Source organism: Deinococcus sp. YIM 77859 (assembly GCF_000745175.1).
In the GTDB taxonomy this organism is placed as follows: Bacteria; Deinococcota; Deinococci; order Deinococcales; family Deinococcaceae; genus Deinococcus.
The window spans coordinates 1,937,501-1,956,299 of record NZ_JQNI01000002.1 but is presented as its reverse complement, the minus strand read 5'-3'; the positions used below and the strand labels follow the sequence as shown (position 1 = coordinate 1,956,299).

General features: G+C 68.3%; 20 protein-coding genes (1 of these 20 only partly in view). 14 read left to right on the top strand and 6 right to left on the bottom strand.

The window, feature by feature from the left end:
- The first annotated feature begins 157 nt into the window (after positions 1–157).
- From EI73_RS09660 to tmpR, 4 genes are read left to right on the top strand one after another with little or no spacing between them, the layout of a single operon-like run.
- Positions 158–1,054, top strand: a complete 897-nt coding sequence (locus tag EI73_RS09660; protein WP_034386271.1) for a DMT family transporter — start codon at positions 158–160, stop codon at positions 1,052–1,054.
- Positions 1,051–2,529, top strand: coding sequence for an ABC transporter permease subunit (locus EI73_RS09655; RefSeq protein WP_034386268.1), 1,479 nt, complete (start codon positions 1,051–1,053; stop codon positions 2,527–2,529). Before EI73_RS09660 ends, EI73_RS09655 begins: the two co-directional genes overlap by 4 nt.
- Positions 2,530–2,552: 23 nt before the next feature.
- Positions 2,553–2,963, top strand: a complete 411-nt coding sequence (locus EI73_RS09650) for an NUDIX domain-containing protein (RefSeq protein WP_034386265.1) — start codon at positions 2,553–2,555, stop codon at positions 2,961–2,963.
- The gene (gene tmpR / locus EI73_RS09645; protein ID WP_034386262.1) at positions 2,960–3,676 is read left to right on the top strand and encodes a bifunctional dihydropteridine reductase/dihydrofolate reductase TmpR; all 717 of its coding nucleotides are present in this window, start codon (positions 2,960–2,962) and stop codon (positions 3,674–3,676) included. The genes EI73_RS09650 and tmpR overlap by 4 nt, the downstream gene beginning before the upstream one ends.
- 28 nt (positions 3,677–3,704) lie before the next feature.
- Here the strand turns inward: tmpR and EI73_RS09640 are convergent, their stop codons facing one another.
- Entirely contained in the window at positions 3,705–4,169 is a 465-nt protein-coding gene (locus EI73_RS09640; protein ID WP_034386259.1) for a YbaY family lipoprotein, read from the bottom strand.
- Between the two features lie 88 nt (positions 4,170–4,257).
- Here EI73_RS09640 and EI73_RS09635 point away from each other — a divergent pair, with 88 nt between their 5' ends.
- A complete protein-coding gene (locus tag EI73_RS09635; RefSeq protein WP_034386257.1) occupies positions 4,258–4,923 on the top strand; it encodes a DNA-3-methyladenine glycosylase in 666 nt (221 codons plus the stop codon).
- Positions 4,924–5,029: 106 nt separating this feature from the next.
- Here the strand turns inward: EI73_RS09635 and EI73_RS09630 are convergent, their stop codons facing one another.
- Positions 5,030–5,722 (bottom strand): Crp/Fnr family transcriptional regulator, encoded by a 693-nt coding sequence (locus EI73_RS09630; protein WP_034388026.1) that lies wholly within the window; start codon positions 5,720–5,722, stop codon positions 5,030–5,032.
- 218 nt (positions 5,723–5,940) lie between these two features.
- On the opposite strand from EI73_RS09630, the gene EI73_RS09625 reads away from it, so the two are divergent.
- The 5 genes from EI73_RS09625 to EI73_RS09605 all read left to right on the top strand — a co-directional run bounded on the left by EI73_RS09625 (position 5,941) and on the right by EI73_RS09605 (position 10,665).
- Positions 5,941–7,779, top strand: a complete 1,839-nt coding sequence (locus EI73_RS09625) for an acyl-CoA dehydrogenase C-terminal domain-containing protein (RefSeq protein WP_034386254.1) — start codon at positions 5,941–5,943, stop codon at positions 7,777–7,779.
- A 156-nt stretch (positions 7,780–7,935) separates the two neighbouring features.
- Positions 7,936–8,163 carry an FmdB family transcriptional regulator gene (locus tag EI73_RS09620; protein ID WP_034386251.1) on the top strand — a complete coding sequence of 76 codons (228 nt, stop codon included), beginning with the start codon at positions 7,936–7,938 and terminating at the stop codon, positions 8,161–8,163.
- Entirely contained in the window at positions 8,160–9,263 is a 1,104-nt protein-coding gene (locus EI73_RS09615; protein WP_034386249.1) for a S1C family serine protease, read from the top strand. The genes EI73_RS09620 and EI73_RS09615 overlap by 4 nt, the downstream gene beginning before the upstream one ends.
- A gap of 100 nt (positions 9,264–9,363) precedes the next feature.
- Positions 9,364–9,978: a deoxynucleoside kinase gene (locus EI73_RS09610; protein WP_034386247.1), complete on the top strand. Its 615-nt coding sequence runs from the start codon at positions 9,364–9,366 to the stop codon at positions 9,976–9,978.
- A 63-nt stretch (positions 9,979–10,041) separates the two neighbouring features.
- A complete protein-coding gene (locus EI73_RS09605) occupies positions 10,042–10,665 on the top strand; it encodes a deoxynucleoside kinase (RefSeq protein WP_034386244.1) in 624 nt (207 codons plus the stop codon).
- A 72-nt stretch (positions 10,666–10,737) separates the two neighbouring features.
- Here the strand turns inward: EI73_RS09605 and EI73_RS09600 are convergent, their stop codons facing one another.
- Together EI73_RS09600 and EI73_RS09595 are read right to left on the bottom strand one after the other, a co-directional pair.
- Positions 10,738–11,235, bottom strand: a complete 498-nt coding sequence (locus EI73_RS09600) for a ferritin-like domain-containing protein (protein ID WP_034388025.1) — start codon at positions 11,233–11,235, stop codon at positions 10,738–10,740.
- A 168-nt stretch (positions 11,236–11,403) separates the two neighbouring features.
- Entirely contained in the window at positions 11,404–11,790 is a 387-nt protein-coding gene (locus tag EI73_RS09595) for a helix-turn-helix transcriptional regulator (protein WP_034386243.1), read from the bottom strand.
- 67 nt (positions 11,791–11,857) lie between these two features.
- Between EI73_RS09595 and EI73_RS09590 the strand changes: the two genes are divergently transcribed.
- Together EI73_RS09590 and EI73_RS09585 are read left to right on the top strand one after the other, a co-directional pair.
- Positions 11,858–13,333, top strand: coding sequence for a UDP-N-acetylmuramoyl-L-alanyl-D-glutamate--2,6-diaminopimelate ligase (locus EI73_RS09590; RefSeq protein ID WP_034386241.1), 1,476 nt, complete (start codon positions 11,858–11,860; stop codon positions 13,331–13,333).
- Positions 13,334–13,416: 83 nt separating this feature from the next.
- Positions 13,417–14,835: an RtcB family protein gene (locus tag EI73_RS09585; protein ID WP_034386239.1), complete on the top strand. Its 1,419-nt coding sequence runs from the start codon at positions 13,417–13,419 to the stop codon at positions 14,833–14,835.
- 13 nt (positions 14,836–14,848) lie between these two features.
- Here the strand turns inward: EI73_RS09585 and EI73_RS09580 are convergent, their stop codons facing one another.
- A complete protein-coding gene (locus EI73_RS09580) occupies positions 14,849–15,892 on the bottom strand; it encodes a LacI family DNA-binding transcriptional regulator (protein ID WP_051935469.1) in 1,044 nt (347 codons plus the stop codon).
- 66 nt (positions 15,893–15,958) lie between these two features.
- Between EI73_RS09580 and EI73_RS09575 the strand changes: the two genes are divergently transcribed.
- A complete protein-coding gene (locus tag EI73_RS09575; protein ID WP_051935468.1) occupies positions 15,959–17,146 on the top strand; it encodes an MFS transporter in 1,188 nt (395 codons plus the stop codon).
- 24 nt (positions 17,147–17,170) lie between these two features.
- Here EI73_RS09575 and EI73_RS09570 read toward each other — a convergent pair whose 3' ends face one another.
- Complete coding sequence (locus EI73_RS09570) at positions 17,171–18,406, bottom strand: citrate synthase family protein (protein WP_034386236.1); 1,236 nt, start codon at positions 18,404–18,406, stop codon at positions 17,171–17,173.
- Between the two features lie 70 nt (positions 18,407–18,476).
- On the opposite strand from EI73_RS09570, the gene EI73_RS09565 reads away from it, so the two are divergent.
- Positions 18,477–18,799: the 5' end (the start) of a pyruvate carboxyltransferase gene (locus EI73_RS09565; RefSeq protein WP_034386233.1), read on the top strand. The gene runs 988 nt beyond the window's last position; only the first 323 of its 1,311 coding nucleotides appear in the window; its start codon is at positions 18,477–18,479; its stop codon lies off the right edge, out of view.

The following is an 18,799-nucleotide window of genomic DNA, read 5'->3' as shown; positions in this document are numbered from 1 at the left end:
AAGCGGATGTGCTCGCCTTGACCCCCTCCTCATGCACCCGCCGCGCTAGGCTGGCGGCCATGAGTGGCCAGGCCAAAGCTCTTCGCGTCGCACCGTCTCGCACACCTTGTCCTGGGCGATTCGGCCGTTGGCCGGTGAGCCGTGCTGGGAGCGCAGCATGACCAGCCGCGCCCCACAGCCGGGCCGCTTGGATGCCCTCTCGCTCGGCGCGATTCTGATCACCATCGTGTTTTGGGCGTCGGCCTTTGCGGGCATTCGGGAGGGCCTCAAGGCCTTTTCGCCGGGGCACCTCACCCTGTACCGCTTTCTGGTGGCGGCGGCGGCGCTGGGTGCGTACGCGTGGGCCGCGCGCCTGCCGCTGCCTTCACGCCCAGACCTCGCCAGGATCGCGGGGCTGAGCTTTTTCGGCATCACGCTCTACCACGTCTGTCTCAATTACGGAGAGCTGAGCGTACCCGCCGGAACGGCCAGCCTGATCATCGCGGCGGGACCGGTGATGACGGCGCTCCTCGCCACACGCTTCGGCGGTGAGCGGCTGAACGCGCTTGGATGGCTGGGCACCCTGGTCAGCCTGGCGGGCGTGACGCTGATCGTGCTGGGAAGCGGTGAGGGGCTCGCCTGGACGCGGGGCGCGCTCCTGATCCTGGCGGCGGCCCTCTTCACCAGCCTCTATTTCGTGTTTCAGCGGCCACTGCTCGCGCGCGTCAAGCCCCTGCACTTCACGGTCTGGAGCCTGCTGACCGGTACGCTGCCGCTGCTCGTCTTCCTGCCCGGCTTCGGAACCGAACTGGCGCGGGCACCGCTTCCCGCCCACCTCGCCGTGATCTACATCGGCCTGTTCCCCGCGGCGCTCGCGTACCTCACCTGGACCTTTGCCCTCGCGCGGGTAGGCGCGGGCACGACGAGTTCTTTCCTGTACGTCAGCCCGGTGTTCGCCATCCTGATCGCCTGGGTGTGGCTGGGCGAGCTGCCCACGCTCCTCACCGTGATCGGTGGGGCGGTCGCGATCGCCGGGGTCATTCTGGTCAACACCTGGGGGCGCCCCCGATCATGAGCCTGCCGAAAGACGTCGCGGTACGCCTCAGGGGTGTCACCGTGCGCCTGGGTCGCCAGACGGTGCTGGAAGACGTCGACCTCACCGTTTTGCACGGCGAGTTTCTGGCGGTGATCGGCCCTTCGGGAGGCGGAAAAAGCACGCTCCTGCGGGTGCTGGCCGGGTTGCTGCGCCCGCAGGCGGGAACGGTGGAGATCGCCTCAGCCCCCGCGCTGATGTTTCAGGACAACCGGCTGCTGCCCTGGCGCACGGCGCTGCGGAACGTGGAGCTGCCGCGTGACCTGGGGGCCGGGAGCGGCTTGGAGCCCCGACGGGCTCTGCAGATGGTCGGGCTGGACGCCTACGCGGACTACTATCCCGCGCAGCTCTCGGGGGGGATGCGGGCCCGGGTCGCGCTGGCCCGCGCGCTGGCCCAAAGCCACGACGTGCTGCTTCTCGACGAACCCTTTGCCGCACTCGACGCGCTTGTGCGCGAACGCTTTAACGCCGAGCTGCGGCACCTGCACGACAAGACCGGGCGCACCACCGTCCTGGTCACGCACTCCATCCGCGAGGCCGTGTGGCTGGCCGACCGGGTCGCCGTGCTGCGCGGCGGCCGTATCGTGGCCGTGCTCGATACGCGCGGGGCGGGACGGGTCACGGCGTACACCGACGGCCTAGAAGCCGAACTGCGGGCGCTGCTGGGCACCGGAGACAGCACCCGCGTCCTCCAGGAGACGGCCCCCCGCGCGCGCCTAGGCTGGCTGGCGCCCGCGGCCGCGCTGCTGGCAGGCCTGGTGCTGTGGGAGGTCGCCGCCCGCGCCATCGGCGTGCCGCTGCTGCTTCCCACACCCGCGCAGGTCTGGGCGGAGTTGAGCCGGACGCCCGGCGAGTTCGCCGCCGCCACCTGGGGCACCGCCCGTATTGCGCTCCTGGGCGCGCTGCTGGGCTCGCTGACAGGAGCGCTGATCGGCTATCCCCTCGCCAAGTCGCGCCCCCTAGAGCGCTTCCTCAGCCCCTTTGTGGTCGCGTCGCAAAGCGCGCCCATCGTGGTGCTCGCCCCGCTGCTGATCACCTGGTTCGGCTTTGGCTTGATTCCCGCGGTCCTGGTGAGTGCGCTCTCGGCACTGTATCCCGTGATGATCGCCACCATCGTCGGGGTGCGCGAGGTGCCGCCGACCAACCATGAGCTCTTCTCCACCCTGCGGGCCACGCCCTGGCAGCGCCTGACCCGGCTCGAGCTCCCCTCGGCCCTTCCCGTGATGCTGGGCGGACTGCGCCTGGCCCTCTCGCTGGCCCTGATCGGCGCGGTCGTGTGGGAGTTCGTGAGCAATCAAACCCCCGGGCTGGGCTTCCTGGTCAACCAGGCCCGCGCCTACTACCAGACGCCCCGTCAGTTCGCCGCCATCGCCCTCCTGGTCGGCTTGGGCGTAGGGCTGTACCTCGCCGTCACGGCGCTTGAGCGGCGGGTGCTGCGGCACCGCAGACAGGGATAGGGCAGAGCTGTACCCTGCTTCACATGGACAGGCCAGTCGTTTGCGTGGGGGCATTGGTGTGGGGTCCGGACGGGCGCGTTCTCATTGTCCGCACCACGAAATGGCGCGGGCTGTGGGGCGTGCCCGGCGGCAAGGTGGACTGGGGCGAGACGCTGGCCGCCGCCGTAGCGCGCGAGTTCCGCGAGGAAACGGGCCTCGCGCTCACGGACGTGCGCTACGCCCAAACGCAGGAAGCCGTCCTGAGTCCGGAATTCCACAAGCCCGCCCACCTGCTGCTGGTGGACTTCTTCGCGCGAACGGATGAACGCGAGGTCACCCCCAACGAGGAAATCGAGGCCTGGGCCTGGGTGCCGCTGGCGGAGGCGGCGGGATATCCGCTGAACACCTTCACGCGCACGCTGGTCGAACTGGCCCAAACGCGGGAGGAAGCGTGAGGGGCACCGCCCTGGTGACCGGCGCCGCGCGGGGCATCGGGCGGGCGCTCGCGCTCGCGCTGGCCGCCGAGGGCTACGCGGTCGCCGTGCACTACCGGAACAGCGCGGCCGACGCGCAGGAAACAGCGCGGCTGTGTGGAGAATGGGGCGTTCCCACCACCACTCTGCAAGCCGACCTGACGAACTCCGCACAGGCCCGGCAACTCGTGCGGGAGGCGCACACGGCCTTTCCTGGCCGGGGGTTGGCCGTCCTCGTGAACAATGTCGGGAACTACGTGCACAAGCCGCTGCTGGAGACATCCGACGCCGAGTGGGCCGACATGCTCGCCAGCAACCTCACCGCCACCTTCGCCACCTGCCAGGAAGCTGCTCCCCTGATGCGTGAGGCGGGGTTCGGGCGAATCGTGAATCTGGGATACGCGGGCGCACGGCACCTGATCGCCCGGCCCGGCATCGTGCCCTACGCCATTGCCAAAGCGGGCGTCCTGCACCTCTCGCACGCCCTGGGCAAGGTGCTGGCCGGAAGCGGCGTCAGCGTAAACGTGGTCTCTCCCGGCGTGATCGAGACCAGCGTCAGCCAGCCCCTGCGCGAGATTCCGGCTGGGCGGGTCGGAACGGTGCAGGAACTGGTGGACGCCGCCCTGTACTTTGTGCGGGCCAGCGACTACGTGACCGGGCAGGAACTGGAGGTGGCGGGGGGCTGGAACCTATGAGCGGGCTGACCCGGATGCCTCGCGCCGCTCACCTCACCGGCACCACCCGCAGGTCCATCACCACGTTGCGGCCCGGCGGCAACTCCTGGGCGGCTGCGCTGCGGTACAGCAGGCGGCCTTGTGGGCCGTAGACACGGGCCGTCACCGCGTAGACGCGCCGGGAATCCAGGCGAACGGGGTTGAACTGGAGCTGGTAGGGGGTGGAGAGGCGGGAGGCGGGAAAGCTGATGGTGAGGAGGGCCGTGCGCGGCGCGTTCAGCCGGGTGATGTCTTCTAGGCGGACAGTCACCGTGCTGCCCGCAGGAAGCCGCACAGCCTGGGGGGCGCGGATGCGCCCACTCACCACCCGCCAACCGGCCGGCACGTCCGTCAGGGCAGGCACGGCGGTGGGGGTGGTGGCGGGAGGCGTGCTGGGACGGGTGATCGTGATGCCCTGGGCGAGGGCTGGCGTGGCGAGCAGCGTCGCCAGCAAGAGGATGGTCCGTCGCTTCATGCTCTCACGCTAGGCCGCTCGCCGATCAGCTACGAGGAGAGGTCCGGTAAGCTTTCTTTATGTTCCCCCGCTCCCCGGCTCAACACGGATGCCTGAGGTGACGTCCACCCTCCTGCCGCTGACCGACCACGGGGCAGCCCTCGCGTGGTTGGCCCGCGACCCGGTGCTCGCGGAAGTGCTGTCCCGTCTGCCCCCCCTGCCCGTGCTGAAGCCGACGCCTGATCCCTTCGGCACGCTCGTGCGGAGCGTCGTGGGGCAGCAGCTTTCTTCCCGCGCGGCGGCAAGCATTCACGCGCGACTGGAGGAAGCGCTGGGCCGCGTGACCCCGGAGACGCTGCTGCGTCCTGCCCCCGAAGACCTGCGCGCTCTGGGCCTCTCCTGGGCAAAGGTGCGAACGGTGCGGGCCCTGGCGGACGCGACCCTTTCGGGACAGCTGGACTTGGCGCACCTCGCGGCCCTGCCGGACGAGGCGGTGATCAGGGCCCTCACGCCGCTGCCGGGAATTGGGCGCTGGACGGTGGAGATGTTCCTGATGTTCGCCCTGGCGCGGCCCGACGTGTTCAGCTTCGGGGATCTGGTGCTGCGGCAGATGCTGGCCCGCCTCTACCCGGACCTTCCGCCGGGCGAGGGGCAGGCGGCGGTTGTCGCGGCGTGGTCTCCCTACCGAACGCTGGCAGCGCGGGCCCTATGGGCGGAAACGGCGCGGCTCAGACAGGTGGCCCAAGGTGGCGCCGCACCCGGAGAAAGCCCGTAAGAGCGGCGGGGGGCCATCCGCTGGGCGTGCACCCGCTGCTTTTGTCCCCCCTCCGGGCTCGGCCACCCGACCGACTTGCCGCCACCAAAGCTGCTCGTCCCGCCGTTTAGTCCTCTTCCAGGTAGCGCCGCAGGGCATCCAGACGCACCACCATCGGCGTGCGCGCGCGGCTGATGGCCCCTTCCTGCTTGAGTTTGCCCAGGGAATGGCTGACCGTCTCACGGGTGGCGCCGACCATGCGGGCAATGTCTTCCTGGTTGAGCCTCAGGGCGAGTTCCACGCCCTGAGGATGAGGCCGCCCAAACTCGCGGGCGAGGCGGTACAGCAGGCTGGCAACCCGTTCGGGGGCGCTATAGGCGCTCACGGTCGCCGTCCAGGACTGCGCCTCAAACAGCCGGGCGGCCATCAGGCGAATCAGCTTCATGGCGAGGTCGGGTTTGGTGCCCAGGAGCTTCTGAAGTTCCTGCCGCGGCAGAACGATCAGGGTCGTACGCTCCAGCGCCTCGGCCTGCGTGGGGCGGCGCTCTTCCGGTTGCAACAGCAGTTCACCAAAGGTGTCGTGCTGACCAATGACCCCTAAGATCGCTTCCTTGCCGTTGGGAAAGAGCTTACTGATCTTCACCAGACCGCTGCGCACAAAGTACAGGGCGTCCGCCGGATCGTCCATCCGGTAGATCACCTCGCCCGGTCCGTAGGTGCGGTAGGGCGTGGCGGCGGCCACCCGTTCCAGCTCGGCCAACTCAAGGTCCGCGAACAGCTCCGTCCGCTTGAGGTGCCAGACCAGGCTTGGGTAGTTCATGTTCGGATCAGAATACCCGAAAGCGTCCTTGAGCTCCTTGAGGCCCTGCGGCAAAGATGGCGTTCTTCAACTCTCTGAAGAACTGCTTAAGGGCTCAGTCCCCTCATCCCCGAGGGTGCATCAGCCCACGTGACTTTCGCGCCTCAACGTTTTAGACTGAGTACAATCAACAGTTGTCGGGTGCCCTCAGGGCAGTCCCCACGAGGAGGAGACGAGAGATGCCCCAGTACAAAGCCCCCCTGCGCGACATCAAGTTCGTGATGCACGAGCTGCTTGATGCCCCCAGCCAGCTCGCTGCTCTGCCCTTTTACGCCGAGAACGAGACGGCCGATCCAGAGCTTATGAACCAGGTGCTGGAGGAGGCGGCCCGGTTTGTCGAGAGCGAACTTGTGCCTCTTAACCGCGTGGGGGATGAGGAGGGCTGCACTCGGCACGAGGACGGCAGCGTCACCACCCCCACCGGCTTCAAGGAGGCCTACCGCAAGTACCGTGAGGCGGGGTGGACGGCTCTGGATGCCGACCCGGCCTATGGCGGCCAGGGGATGCCCCACCTGGTGAGCAACACGCTTGTCGAGATGATGACCAGCGCGAACGTCGCGTGGTCTATGTACCCCGGCCTCTCGCACGGCGCGTATTCGGCGCTGCACGCGGTCGGCAGCGAGGAACTGAAGAACACCTACCTGCCCAAACTCGTGAGCGGCGAGTGGACCGGCACGATGTGTCTGACCGAGCCGCACGCCGGAACGGACCTCGGGATCATCCGCACCAAGGCCACCGACAATGGTGACGGCACGTACGCCATCACCGGCACCAAGATCTTTATCAGCGCCGGTGAGCACGACCTGGCGGAGAACATCGTGCACCTCGTGCTGGCACGCCTGGAGGGCAGCCCGCAGGGCACCAAGGGCATCTCCCTTTTCCTGGTGCCCAAGTTCCTGCCGAAGGCCGACGGCTCTCTCGGCGAGCGCAACGCTGTGACGTGCGGCGCCATCGAGCACAAGATGGGTATCCACGGCAACGCGACCGCTGTGCTGAACTTCGACGGTGCCCGGGGCTTCCTGGTCGGCGAGATCAACAAGGGCATGAACCACATGTTCATCATGATGAACGCCGCTCGCCTGGGCACCGGCCTCCAGGGGCTCGGGCTGGGTGAGGTGGCGTACCAGAATGCCCTCACCTACGCCAAAGACCGCCTGCAGATGCGGCACGAGCCGCGCGTGAATCCCGCGGAAGCGGCTGATCCGATCATCGTGCACCCCGACGTGCGCCGCATGCTGCTCACCGGCAAGGCGTACACGGAAGCGGGGCGCGCGCTCGCGATGTGGCTGGCCCTCAGCATCGACATCGAGCACCACCACCCCGATGAGGCAAGGCGCAAGGAGGCGGCCGACCTCGTCGCGCTGCTCACGCCCGTCGCCAAGGCGTTCATGACCGACAACGGCTTCCAGACCGCGGTGCTGGCGCAGCAGGTCTTCGGCGGACACGGCTACATCCGCGAGTGGGGCATGGAGCAGTTCGTGCGTGACGCCCGCATCGGCCAGATCTATGAGGGCACCAACGGCATCCAGGCGCTCGACCTGCTGGGCCGCAAGGTGCTGATGGACGGTGGCAAGCGGCTACAGAAGCTGGCTTCCGTGCTGCAGGCTTTTGTGGAGGAGAACGCGGACGACGAGCATCTTGCCCCCTACCTTGACGGGCTGGGCAAGGCTGCGGGCCAGCTCGGCACCCTCACGATGGTGATCGGCCAAAAGGCGATGCAGGGACCAGAAGGCGCGGACGAGGTCAACGCCGCCGCCGTGGACTACCTGCGCTACTTCGGACACGTCGTGTACGGCTACCTGTGGGCCCGGATGGCGAAGATCGCGCAGGAGAAGATCGACGCTGGCCAGGACAAAGACGGCTTCTACCTGGGCAAGGTGCAGACCGCCCGCTTCTACTTCACCAAGCTGTTCCCCGAGACCAAGATGCTCGCCGCGACCATCAAGGCCGGAAACGAGCCGCTGGCGGTGGACGACCGCGCGGTGTTCGGCTTGGAACAGAACCTGGTCGGGGCCTAAGCCCGCACGAACCGGCCCCCGCCCAGGCATCGGGCGGGGGCTTTGGCTGAAGGAGCCGGCACCCGGAGCCGTCAGGAAGGGAAGCTCTCCTGAGAAGACGTTCACGTTCCCTCTCATGGGAAGCTTGCTACATTGACGCGCGGAGAGAGGGAAGCGATGCCGACGTACGTGTACAAGAATATCGAGACGGGCGAACTCTATGAGATCAAGCAGAGCATGCGCGACGAGCCGCTGACCCAGCATCCCGAGACAGGCGCGCCCATCAAACGCGTGCTTTCCACGCCGGGGATTGCCTTTCGTGGCAGCGGCTTCTACGTGACGGACTCGCGGCCCAAAGCCGCGTCCGGCGGCGAGGCCAGCAGCGCGGGCGGCGGCGGCGAGTGAAGCCGGTTCTGCGCGCCGCGGGTGTCGCGCTGCTGCTGATGGGCGCAGTGACGGGCGCGTATATCACCGGGCGGGTCACGGCGCAGCGTGCTCTGGTGACGCCCGAGGAGATCAACACGGTGGAGGTCGTGCAAAAGACCCTGCCCGCCGTGGTGCGGGTGGACGCCCGGCTGCGCAAGGAGGCGCTGCAACCGGGGGATGACCCGGTCGATACCGGAACGGGCTTCTTCTACAAGAAGAACCTCATCGTCACGAACTACCACGTGATCCAGTACCAGGAGTCGGTCAGCGTGACCCTCTACAACGGTCGGCGCGTGACGGCGCGGGTCGAGGGCATTGACCCCGGCATCGACATCGCCATCCTGCGCGTGACCGGCGTGACGGCCCCCCGGACACTGAGTTTTGGGCGCAGCGCGGCCCTTGTTCCGGGCCAGAAGCTGATCACCATCGGCTCGCCGCTGCGCATCCAGAACTACGTGGGCACCGGCGTGTTTAGCGTGGCTGCAAGCGCCCGGGACATCCCGCGCAACGACGGGCTGGGTCAGGAGATCGGGCAGTACCTGGTCACGACCGCCAACATCCAGCAGGGCAACAGCGGCGGGCCCCTGCTTGACTCGCGCGGCGCGGTCGTTGGCGTGGCCGATGCCAATGCAGCTCCCAACAGCTTCGTGCCGGGTGTGATCGGGATCGCCGTGCCCGGTGACCTGGTGCGCCAAAGCCTCGACGACCTCGAAAAGATCGGCGTTCCTCAGCGCGGCACCCTGGGCGTGTCCCTGGTGGACCTCGACACCCTGGACCCGGCCCTACGGCAGCTCGCGGGCCTCAGCTCCTCCGAGGGGGCGCTGGTCGACGAGGTTCCGGCCGGGACCGCAGGAGCGCGCGCGGGCCTGCGCGGCAGCCTGCGCAACAGCCGTGGGCAGCTTCTCGCGCCGCTGGGCGACGTGATCGTCGCGGTCGATGGACAGCGGGTCCGCAACTCCTTTGACGTGGTCCGCCTGGTTGCGGCCAAACGCCCCGGTCAGACCGTGACGCTGCGGGTGTGGCGCAACAAGAAGCCGGTGGACGTGAAGGTGACGCTACAAAAGCGCACGTTGCAGTAAGCGGGCCCCCGCGCACGAACACCGCTCCGGCTTCGGCTGGAGCGGCTTGTTGTGCCGGTCGCTGGCCGCTCGCAGCGGAAAGCCCTATCATTCCCCCGTCATGTACCTGGTCGTCGAAGGCCCCATCGGGGTAGGAAAAACGAGCCTGGCGGGGCGGCTCGCGGCGCGCTACGGCGCGGAACTCAATCTGGAGGTCGTGGAGGAAAATCCCTTCCTGGCCCGCTTTTACAAGGCTCCCGAGGCCTACGCGTTCCAGGTCCAGGTGTTTTTCCTGCTTTCGCGCTTCAAGCAACTCTCGGCGCTCGCGCAGCCGGGGCTGTGGAGCGGCCATGTGGTCAGCGACTACCTCTTTGACAAGGACTTCATCTTTGCGGCGATGAACCTGAGGGACGCTGAATTTGCCCTGTACGAGGATCTCTACGCGCACCTCTCGCCCCGTCTGCCCACGCCCGACCTGGTCGTGTACCTGCGCGCCGAGCCCGAGCTGCTGCTCTCGCGCATCGAGAAACGTGGGCGGCCTTTTGAGCGGGACATGCAGGCGGCCTACCTCGCCGAGCTCACCGCCCGCTACGACGAGTACTTCCGCACGTATCCCGGACGCCTGCTCACCGTGGATGCCAGCGGCTACGACTTCGTCGGCAGCCCGGAGGACGAGCAGGCGATCCTGGCGCGTATCGAGCGGGCACTGCACGTGGGGGAAGGGGCAGCAGTATGAGAGCCGGTCCGTGGTCCTTGGTCCGTGGTCCATGGGTCACGCTCCAGCGGCGGAGCCACTGACATGTACCTCGCCATTTCCGGCAACATCGGCAGCGGCAAAAGCACCCTCACGCGGATGCTCGCGGAACGCTACGGGCTGCGACCGGTGTACGAGCCGTACGCCGAGAACCCGTACCTCGAAGACTTCTACCGGGACATGCGGCGGTACTCGTTTCACTCGCAGGTGTATTTCCTATCACGGCGCCTGGAACAGCACCTCAATCTGGTGACGGGCGCGCGGTACGTGATTCAGGACCGCACGGTCTTTGAGGACGCCAACATCTTTGCGCGCAACCTCTTTGAGTCGGGGCAGATGGAGGCACGCGACTGGGCCACCTACCGGGGCCTTTATGAGGGCATTCTTCCGGCGCTGCGGGTGCCCGACCTCCTCATTCATATTGATGCCAGCCTGCCCACCCTCAAGAAACGCATCGCCCAGCGGGGCCGGACGTATGAACAGGACCTTCCCGAGGCCTACCTCGGGGGCCTGAACCGGCTGTACGACGAGTGGATTCGTACCTTTGACGCCTGCCCGGTCGTGCGCGTGCCGGGCGATGAGCTCGACTTCGTGCAGGACCCGGCCGCCTTTCGGTGGGTGTGCGACCGGGTGCAGGCGCACGGCTTCGGGCTGCCGCTGCTGCGCTGAGGCCTATGGGAGACCGCCAGCAAAAAGGGGCAGAACCCAGCGGCCCTGTCCCTTGTCCTCACGGTGCCGGTCTTAGGCGTTCATCGCCTCGACGTTGATCTGCTGCGCAATCTGCGTCAGCTTCTCGTCGGTCATCTTCTCCTCTTCGAGGGTCTGTTCCAACAGCTGCACAGCTTCCTGATCGCCCAGCAGCTGGGCATAGGTGCGGGCGGTGCCGTAGCCGGCAATCTCATAGTGCTCGACGGCCTGTTGACAGGCGATCATGCCAGCTTCCAGCACTTCTGGGCTAGCATCCTGCTGCATCAGCTTCTGCGCCTCCTGCACCAGGCCCTTCATGCCCTCACACTCCTCACCGCCAGGCTGCTGCCCCAGCTTCTGGAAAATCTGTTCCAGGCGCTGGATCTGCTGTTCGGTCTGCTGGATGTGCATCTCGATCCCCTGCCGCAGCTCGGGGCTTTGCACCATGCCCACGCTCTGCTGCATCAACTGGAGAGCTTGCTGCTCGGCACTGTAGATATCCTGGAGCTTGTGCACGTAAAGATCCTGCAGGTCCTGCATTTGCATCGCCATATTCATTTCACCTCTGCCGAGCATTCTGCCCATAGACTGATCGCCTCTTCCTGGCAGAAAACTCAAGAAAATAAAGGATGAGCTTTAAAAAAGGCTTCATGAGGGAGAAGCCAACAAGACTATTTTTTAACTTTGTAGTCCTTCTCCTAGACGGAGAGGCCCTCTTTTTTAGGGGCGGCCCTCGGTGCCCTCATGCCCGACATGGTCGAGCACATTGCCCAGCAGCCCCGTCACGTGCGCGTCCGCGAGGCGGTAGTACACGACGCGGCCCTCCTTGCGCGGTGCGACGAGGTTCTGTTCGCGCAGCAGCCGGAGCTGGTGGCTCACCGCGCTCTCGCTCGTTCCCACTACGGCGGCCAGGTCACACACACACAGTTCTCCGGTGCCCAGCGCGGTGAGGAGCCGCAGCCGGGTGGGATCCGACACCGCCTTGAGCAGCGCGGCGGCACGGGTCAGGGTCCGCTCGTCCGGCTGAGCGGCGCGGGCCCGCGCAACGGCCTGTGGGTGAACGCACGACACCTCGCAGGCCGCGTGATCGGGGGAGGAAGCCGCCATACCCACAGCATACGGGCTGGGTGAGTCAGCGGGCCCTGGATGCCCCGCGCTCTGCTACCCTCCCCCCATGCGCCTGCCTGAGCTTGCCGCTGCCCTGACCGTGCCCGCTTCTGATCTTCCTGCCGTGGAGGTGCGCGGCGTGACCCACCATGCGGCCTGGGTCGAGCCGGGCTTCGCCTTTGTGGCGATTCGTGGCGCGCGGTTCGACGGCCACAGCTTTTTGGAAGAGGTCGTGGCCAGAGGCGCGGTCGCCGTCCTGGGTGAGGGCCTACCGGAGGGGACGGTTTCGCCCCTGCCCTACCTGACTGTGCCGAACGCGCGGGCGGCCCTGGCAGACGCAGCCGCCATTCTGGCCGAGCACCCTAGCCGTCAGCTGCGGGTGATCGGCGTGACCGGCACCGATGGCAAGACCACCACCAGTTGGCTCACGCGGCATCTGCTGCGGGCGGCGGGCCTGCGAACGGGCCTCCTGAGCACGGTCGGGTACGAGCTGCCGGACGGGGTGCTGCGCCACTTCCCGGCACACTTCACCACGCCCGAGGCGCCACAGGTGCAGACCACCCTGCGCGAGATGGTGAGCGCGGGTGCCCAGGCCGCCGTGCTGGAGGCGAGTAGCCACGCCCTCGCGCTCGACCGGGTGCGCGGGGTGGCGTGGGACGTGGCGGTATGGACGCACCTGTCGAGCGAGCACCTCGATTTTCACGGAACCCTCGAACACTACTTCGCGGAAAAGCGCAAGCTGGTGGAGCGTGCCCCCTTCGCCGTGCTGAACGTGGATGACCCCTGGACCGCACAGCTGCGGGGCCTCGCTCCCCAGGAGACGACCTACAGCGCCGAGAACCAGCACGCCGACTGGCGGGCCAGCGGCATCGAGGAGCGGGCGACCGGGCTGCATTTTCAGGTCGCCTCACCGCTGGGCACATTCAGAGCGCACCTGCCCATGATCGGCCGCTTCAACGTGGCGAACGCGCTTGCGGGAATGGCCGCAGCGGCCCAACTCGGCGCGACCGCAGAGCAGTTGCAGGAGGGGCTGGTGTCCTTTCGGGGCGTGCCGGGCCGGATGGAACTGGTGCCGAGCACAGAGGAAGACCCCCGCGTGATCGTAGATTTCGCCCACACGCCGCCCAGTCTGGAAAAGGCCCTTACCACCCTGCGTGCAACCACAGGGGGACGGCTGTGGGTGCTGCTGGGTTCGGCCGGCGGGCCGCGCGACCCCAGCAAGCGTGCGCCGTTGGGCGAGGTGGCGACCCGCCTGGCCGACCACGCCGTCTTTACCGAGGAGGATTGCCGGGACACGCCCCTAGAAGACATCCTCGCGGAGATGGAGCGGGGCGCGCGGGAGGCGGGGCGCAGCAACTTCACCCGCATCGGGGACCGGCGCGAGGCGATCCGCTTCGTGATCCGCACGGCTCAGCCGGGGGATACGGTGCTCCTGGCGGGAAAGGGGCCAGAAGACACCCTGGAACGGGAACACGAGACCCTTCCCTGGAATGAGGTGGCGGAGGCGCGGGCGGCGCTGGCGCTCCGTACCCGGTCCCTCTGAACGGCGGCGAACATGAACCCTCGGTCCAGGTGAGACGGTCCCGGCAGTGACCAGGCCACATCCGGCCCAGGCAGGCTGAAGCCATGAATGAAAAACACATCAGCCGGCTGGGCTTCGAAAAAAGGGCTGCACGCCTCGCGCTGGCGGCGGCGCAAGCGCGCGAGGCGGCGGGCCTAGGCCGCAGCGAGATTCTGGACGAACTTCAGGCGGTGCAGGCCAACCCCCAGGTGTACCTGCAAGGCGGCGTGTACGCCGACCTTGCCGCAGAACTGACCCGCTCGTCCGGCGGCCCCCCGTCTCCCCGCACAGTGCCCCTCCAACCCGCCGAGCTGCGCCGTACACCCCTTCCCTACCGGATCTGGGGCGAAGACCTGATTGAACCGGGTGCCCGGGAACAGATGGACGTGGCGATGCTGCTGCCCATCACCCGCGCCGGAGCGCTGATGCCCGACGCGCACGTGGGCTACGGCCTGCCCATCGGCGGGGTGCTGGCGACCGAGGATGCGGTCATTCCCTATGGCGTGGGCGTAGACATCGGCTGCTCGATGATGCTGAGCGTGCTGCCGCTCGAGCCGCAGGCACTCAGCACAGACGAGGCCCGCAAACTGCTCCTTAAGCACACCCGCTTTGGGGCAGGCGTCAGCTTCGAGAAACAGGTCCGGGGTGACCACCCGGTGCTGCACGAGGAGACCTGGCGCGAGCAGCCCCTGTTGCGCCAGCTCCTGGACAAGGCTGCGGAGCAGATCGGCACCTCCGGCAGCGGGAACCACTTCGTGGAGTTCGGCACCCTCACGCTCCCCACGCCAGACCTGGGGCTCACCGCGGGCGAGTACCTCGCCGTTCTTTCACACAGCGGCTCACGCGCCTTTGGAGCACAGGTGGCCAACCACTACACCCGGCTGGCGCAGGCACTTCACCCCAGCCTCGACCCTGCCGCCCGCAAGCTGGCCTGGTTCCCCCTGAGAAGCGAGGAAGGCCAGAGCTACTGGCAGGCGATGAACCTCGCGGGGCGCTATGCCCTCGCCAACCACGACCTGATTCATGCCCGCCTCGCTCGGGCCCTCGGCGTGCAGCCGCTTGTGCAGGTCAGCAACAGCCACAACCTCGCCTGGCGGCAGCGGGTGGGAGAACACGACCTCATCGTGCACCGCAAGGGGGCCACACCGGCGGAGCGCGGACAGCTCGGCCTGATCCCGGGCAGCATGGCCGACTCGGGCTTCGTGGTGCGGGGCCGGGGCAACCCGGACGCCCTGGCCAGCGCCAGCCACGGCGCGGGTCGCCGAATGGGCCGCAAAGCCGCCGAGAAGAGCCTGAGCAAGCGGGACATGTATGACGACCTGAGAAAACGCGGCGTCACCCTGATCGGCGGTGGCGTGGACGAGGCCCCTCAAGCCTACAAGCGCATCGAGGACGTCATCGCCCGCCAGCGCGACCTCGTGGACGTCGTGGCCGAGTTTCGCCCCCGGGTCGTGCGGATGGACACGGGCCGGGAGGACGTGTAGAGCCCCCGCACCTTCAGCCGCCTCTCCCCTGTCCTGCCCGCTGCGCCGCTGTTCCCCGCACCACCAGCCGTGTCGGCAAGAGCCTGCTGCCGGGCGTGTCACCGCGCAGCAGGGCGAGCAGGGCGCGGCCCGCCTCCAGGCCCTTCTCACCGGTGGGTTGCCAGACGGTGGTGAGGTTCAGAGCGGCGCTGCTGGGAATGTCGTCGTAGCCCACCACGCTGAGATCAGCGGGAACCCGTAGGCCGAGGGCGGCAGCGGCCCGCAGCGCCCCCTGTGCCAGCACGTCACTCATACACAGCAGCGCCGTGATCTGCGGCAGAGCGGTGAGGAGGGTATGGGCCAGACGCTCGCCCGACTCAGGAGAATTATCGGGGCTCTCCCGCAGGTACAGGCGGGCCGTGGTGCCCGTCAAGGCCGCGCGGTAGCCGTTGAGCCGGGCGCGGATGTGGGCATGGGGCGCACTCTCCTGCCCCATGGGCAGGCCCAGCACGCCCAGCTCCCGGTGACCGAGGGCCAGCAGGTGGCGCGCAGCCTCAGCAGCGCCGCTCTCGTCCTCGATGCCAATCAGGGGAAAGCCCTCCTGGGGAGCTTGGTCGACCAGCACGGTGGGGAGATGGCGGGCACGCGCCGCCGCGAGGGCCGAACTGGCAGCCGGCGTTGCGTACAGGATGAGGCCGTCCACGCTGGCCGTGGCAACGGGACCGGGTGCCGCTTCCTGGTGACCCGCCAGAAGGAGCAGGTTCAGGCCTTTTTCCTGCACGGCGCGGGCTACCCCCCCCAGGAAGAGGCTGGCTGCGGGATCCACAAAGGCCGAAGACAGGGCGCTTCCATACACCACGCCGATCACCCCGGTGCGGCCCCGGCGCAGGCTGCGTGCCAGAGGGTCAGGGCCACTGTAGCCCAGCTCGCGCGCTGCCCTGAGCACCCGCTCCCGCAGCTCCGGGGACAGCTGGTCAGGCCGGTTGTAGGCGTTGCTGACCGTCGCCGCAGATACCCCCAGCCGCGTCGCCACGTCCCGCAGGGTCACGCGGCGGGCTGGCGGCTTGGCGGGGGGCATGGGGTCATGCTAGCGTATGGCCGTGGGTTCTGAAACGATTCAGACTGCCCAGTCCCCGGAGCTCCTATGACGGAGCTGCCGCTCTCGGCTTCAGCGCTCTCCCCCGCGCGGCTGGGGGCAGCACGGCGTGCGCTGGAGACCGTCTTCCTGGCCAACGGCACGCTCTTTGCCACCTGGGCGGTGAACATCCCGGGGGTTCGTGACCGCCTCGGGCTCAGTGAGGCGCAGGTTGGGCTCGCGCTGCTGGCTGTCGGCTTGGGCAGCCTGGTCTCCATGCCGCTCACGGGGGGTTGGACCGCGCGCTTCGGCAGTGACCGGGTCACGCAGGTGGCGGTGGTCCTGTGCATGCTCGCACTCCTGCTCCCGTTCCTGGCACCCAACCTGCTGACGCTGCTGCTGGCGCTGGCCCTGCTGGGCGCGCTCAACGGTGCCCTGGACGTGGCGATGAACGCGCAGGGCGTCACGGTGGAGCGGCGGCTGGGGCGACCGATCATGAGCCGCCTGCACGCCTACTTCAGCCTAGGTGGCGTGCTGGGCGCGCTGCTCGGCACCCTGCTGGTCGGCCGCCTTCCCATGACCGCCCACGCCGGGCTGGTTGTCCTCGCCACCACGCTCGCGGGCCTGGTTGCCGGTCGCTGGCTCCTCCCCGATCTGCCCGCGGTGCCGGCGGCTTCTGCCGTGCCCCACACGTCCCCCCGCCTCAGCCCCGCCGTGCTGCTGCTGGGAGGGCTGTGCTTTCTGGGAATGCTGTCCGAAGGAGCCCACTACGACTGGGCGGCCCTGTACTTCCGCGACGTGCTGCAGGTGGCCGGCGGCAACGTCGGCATCGGCTACGCGGCCTTTGTTGCCGCCATGACGCTCGGCCGCTGGTTCGGGGACCGCGTTCGCACCCACCTGGGAGACGAGGCGACGGTACGCGGTGGGGCCCTGCTGACCGCCCTGGGCCTCGCCCTCGCGCTGCTGGTACGTGACCCCCTGGCCGCCACCCTGGGTTTCGCGCTGTCGGGCTTGGGCCTGAGCAACGTGGTCCCGGTGCTGTACGGGGCCGCTGGACACGCCCTCGCTGGGCAGGGCATCGCACAGGTCGCCACCATCGGCTACGCGGGCTTCCTGCTGGGACCGCCTGCCATCGGCTTCATCGCCGGGCACGTCGGCCTGCCCGCCGCCCTCGGGCTCGCGCTTGCAGGAGCCGCGCTGGTCGCTCTGCTGGGCGGGCGAGCCTTTGCCCTGGTGCGGGAGAACCCGGCCGCGTAGGGGAATGCCAGGCCAAAGCGCCGTTCACCGGAATCCGTCCCCGTCTTCTCGCCTCCCCACATAGCGGGCACGGGGCCGAATCATCCGGCCACTCGTTCGCGCCTCTATGGCGTGGGCCAGCCAACCCGGCGTTCTCCCCAGCGCGAACAGGGTCACCGTGTCCTCGGCGCCGCGGCCCAGCACCCACACAAGCGCCGCGAGGGCCAGGTCTATGTTGGGGGCTTCGCCGGTCTCCTCCCGCATGTGGTTGACGAGGGCTTGAGCGGCAAGAACAGCCGGTGCCTCGGGACGCGCGGCTTCCAACGCGGCGAGCAGAACACGCGCCCGCGGATCACCCTCCGGGTAAAGGCGGTGTCCAAAACCGGGCGGCTGCGCGTGTCGGCGGATCCCCTGCCGCAGGGCTCTCGCCGGGTTCGTCTTCCAGGCCTGCTGCAAGAGCTCGTAGGCCGCCACACCTGCCAAACCGTGGCTGGTCCCCTGAACAGCCGCCAGCGCAGCCAGAGCGCTGTGCGGCAGGCTGGCCCCACCTCCCGCGGCCACCCGCGCGGCAAAGGCGCTGGCATTCAACTCATGGTCGGCCAGCAGCACCAGGGCGCGCCGCAGCAGGTCCGCCCCCCCGGCATCCGCCCCCCAGGTCCGGGCCAGACGAGCATGCAGCGGCAGGTCAGGGGCAGGAGGAACACCGGCCTGCCGCTCCAGCGTAGCGTACAACAGGTTCAAAATCCGCGCCGCGGCTACCGGCAGCGCGTCTGGTCGCTGGTCGAGTGCCGCCAGGTCATGTGCCCCCGCCTGCACAAGCGCGTACCCCAGGGCTTCGGGCACCGTATCCGCAGGGGGAAGCGGTGCGGGCAACAAACGGGCCCGCAGCGGCAGGCGGGCCCCGTTGGCCATGTCGCCGGTCCAGAGCAGCGCGGCCACTTCCTCCACCGTCGCGGTCTCGGCCAGCCGTGCTACGTCGCGGCCCCGGTACCAGAGTCGGCCATCCGCGATACAGGTCAGGGCGCTCTCCAGCACCGGCATGCCCCAGGCCAGTGCCTCCTGCACCGCCTCCTCGGCGGCTCCTTGCGGATCGCGCCTTCCCGCCTGCCGCCGCAGCAACCGCTCCACATCTTCGGCAGAGTACCGCCGCTCCCGGGTCCCCGACGGGCCAGGCTCGCTGCGGATCAGGCCACGCGAGACATAGGCGTACAGCGTAGACACCTTGACCCCTAAACGAGCGGTGGCTTCCGCGGCAGTGAGGGTACGGGAAGGGGACGCCATCACGCTCCAACTTAGCATTGATTCCTTGATCAAGATTGACGATCAAGGTTGCCCGGTCTAGCGTGCAGCCATGAACGCCGCCTCTCCCGTTCCCGACGTGGCCCAGCCCGACCTTTTTCCGGCGGCCTTTCCTCCCCATGATTTCCCGCAGGTGGTCTGGGAAAAAGGCGCGCGCCCTTCAAGCCTTCCCCCGGTGGCCTGGACAACCGAGACCACCCACCGCGACGGGCAGCAGGGTGGTCTGCCCCTCACGGTGGAAGACGGCCTTGCCCTCTATAACCTGATGGGCGACTTTACCGGCCGCTCGGGGGCCATTCGCCAGGCTGAGTTCTTCGTGTACCGGCCCGCCGACCGCGGGATGCTGGAAGGAGCGGTGGAGCGGTGGCGGGATGG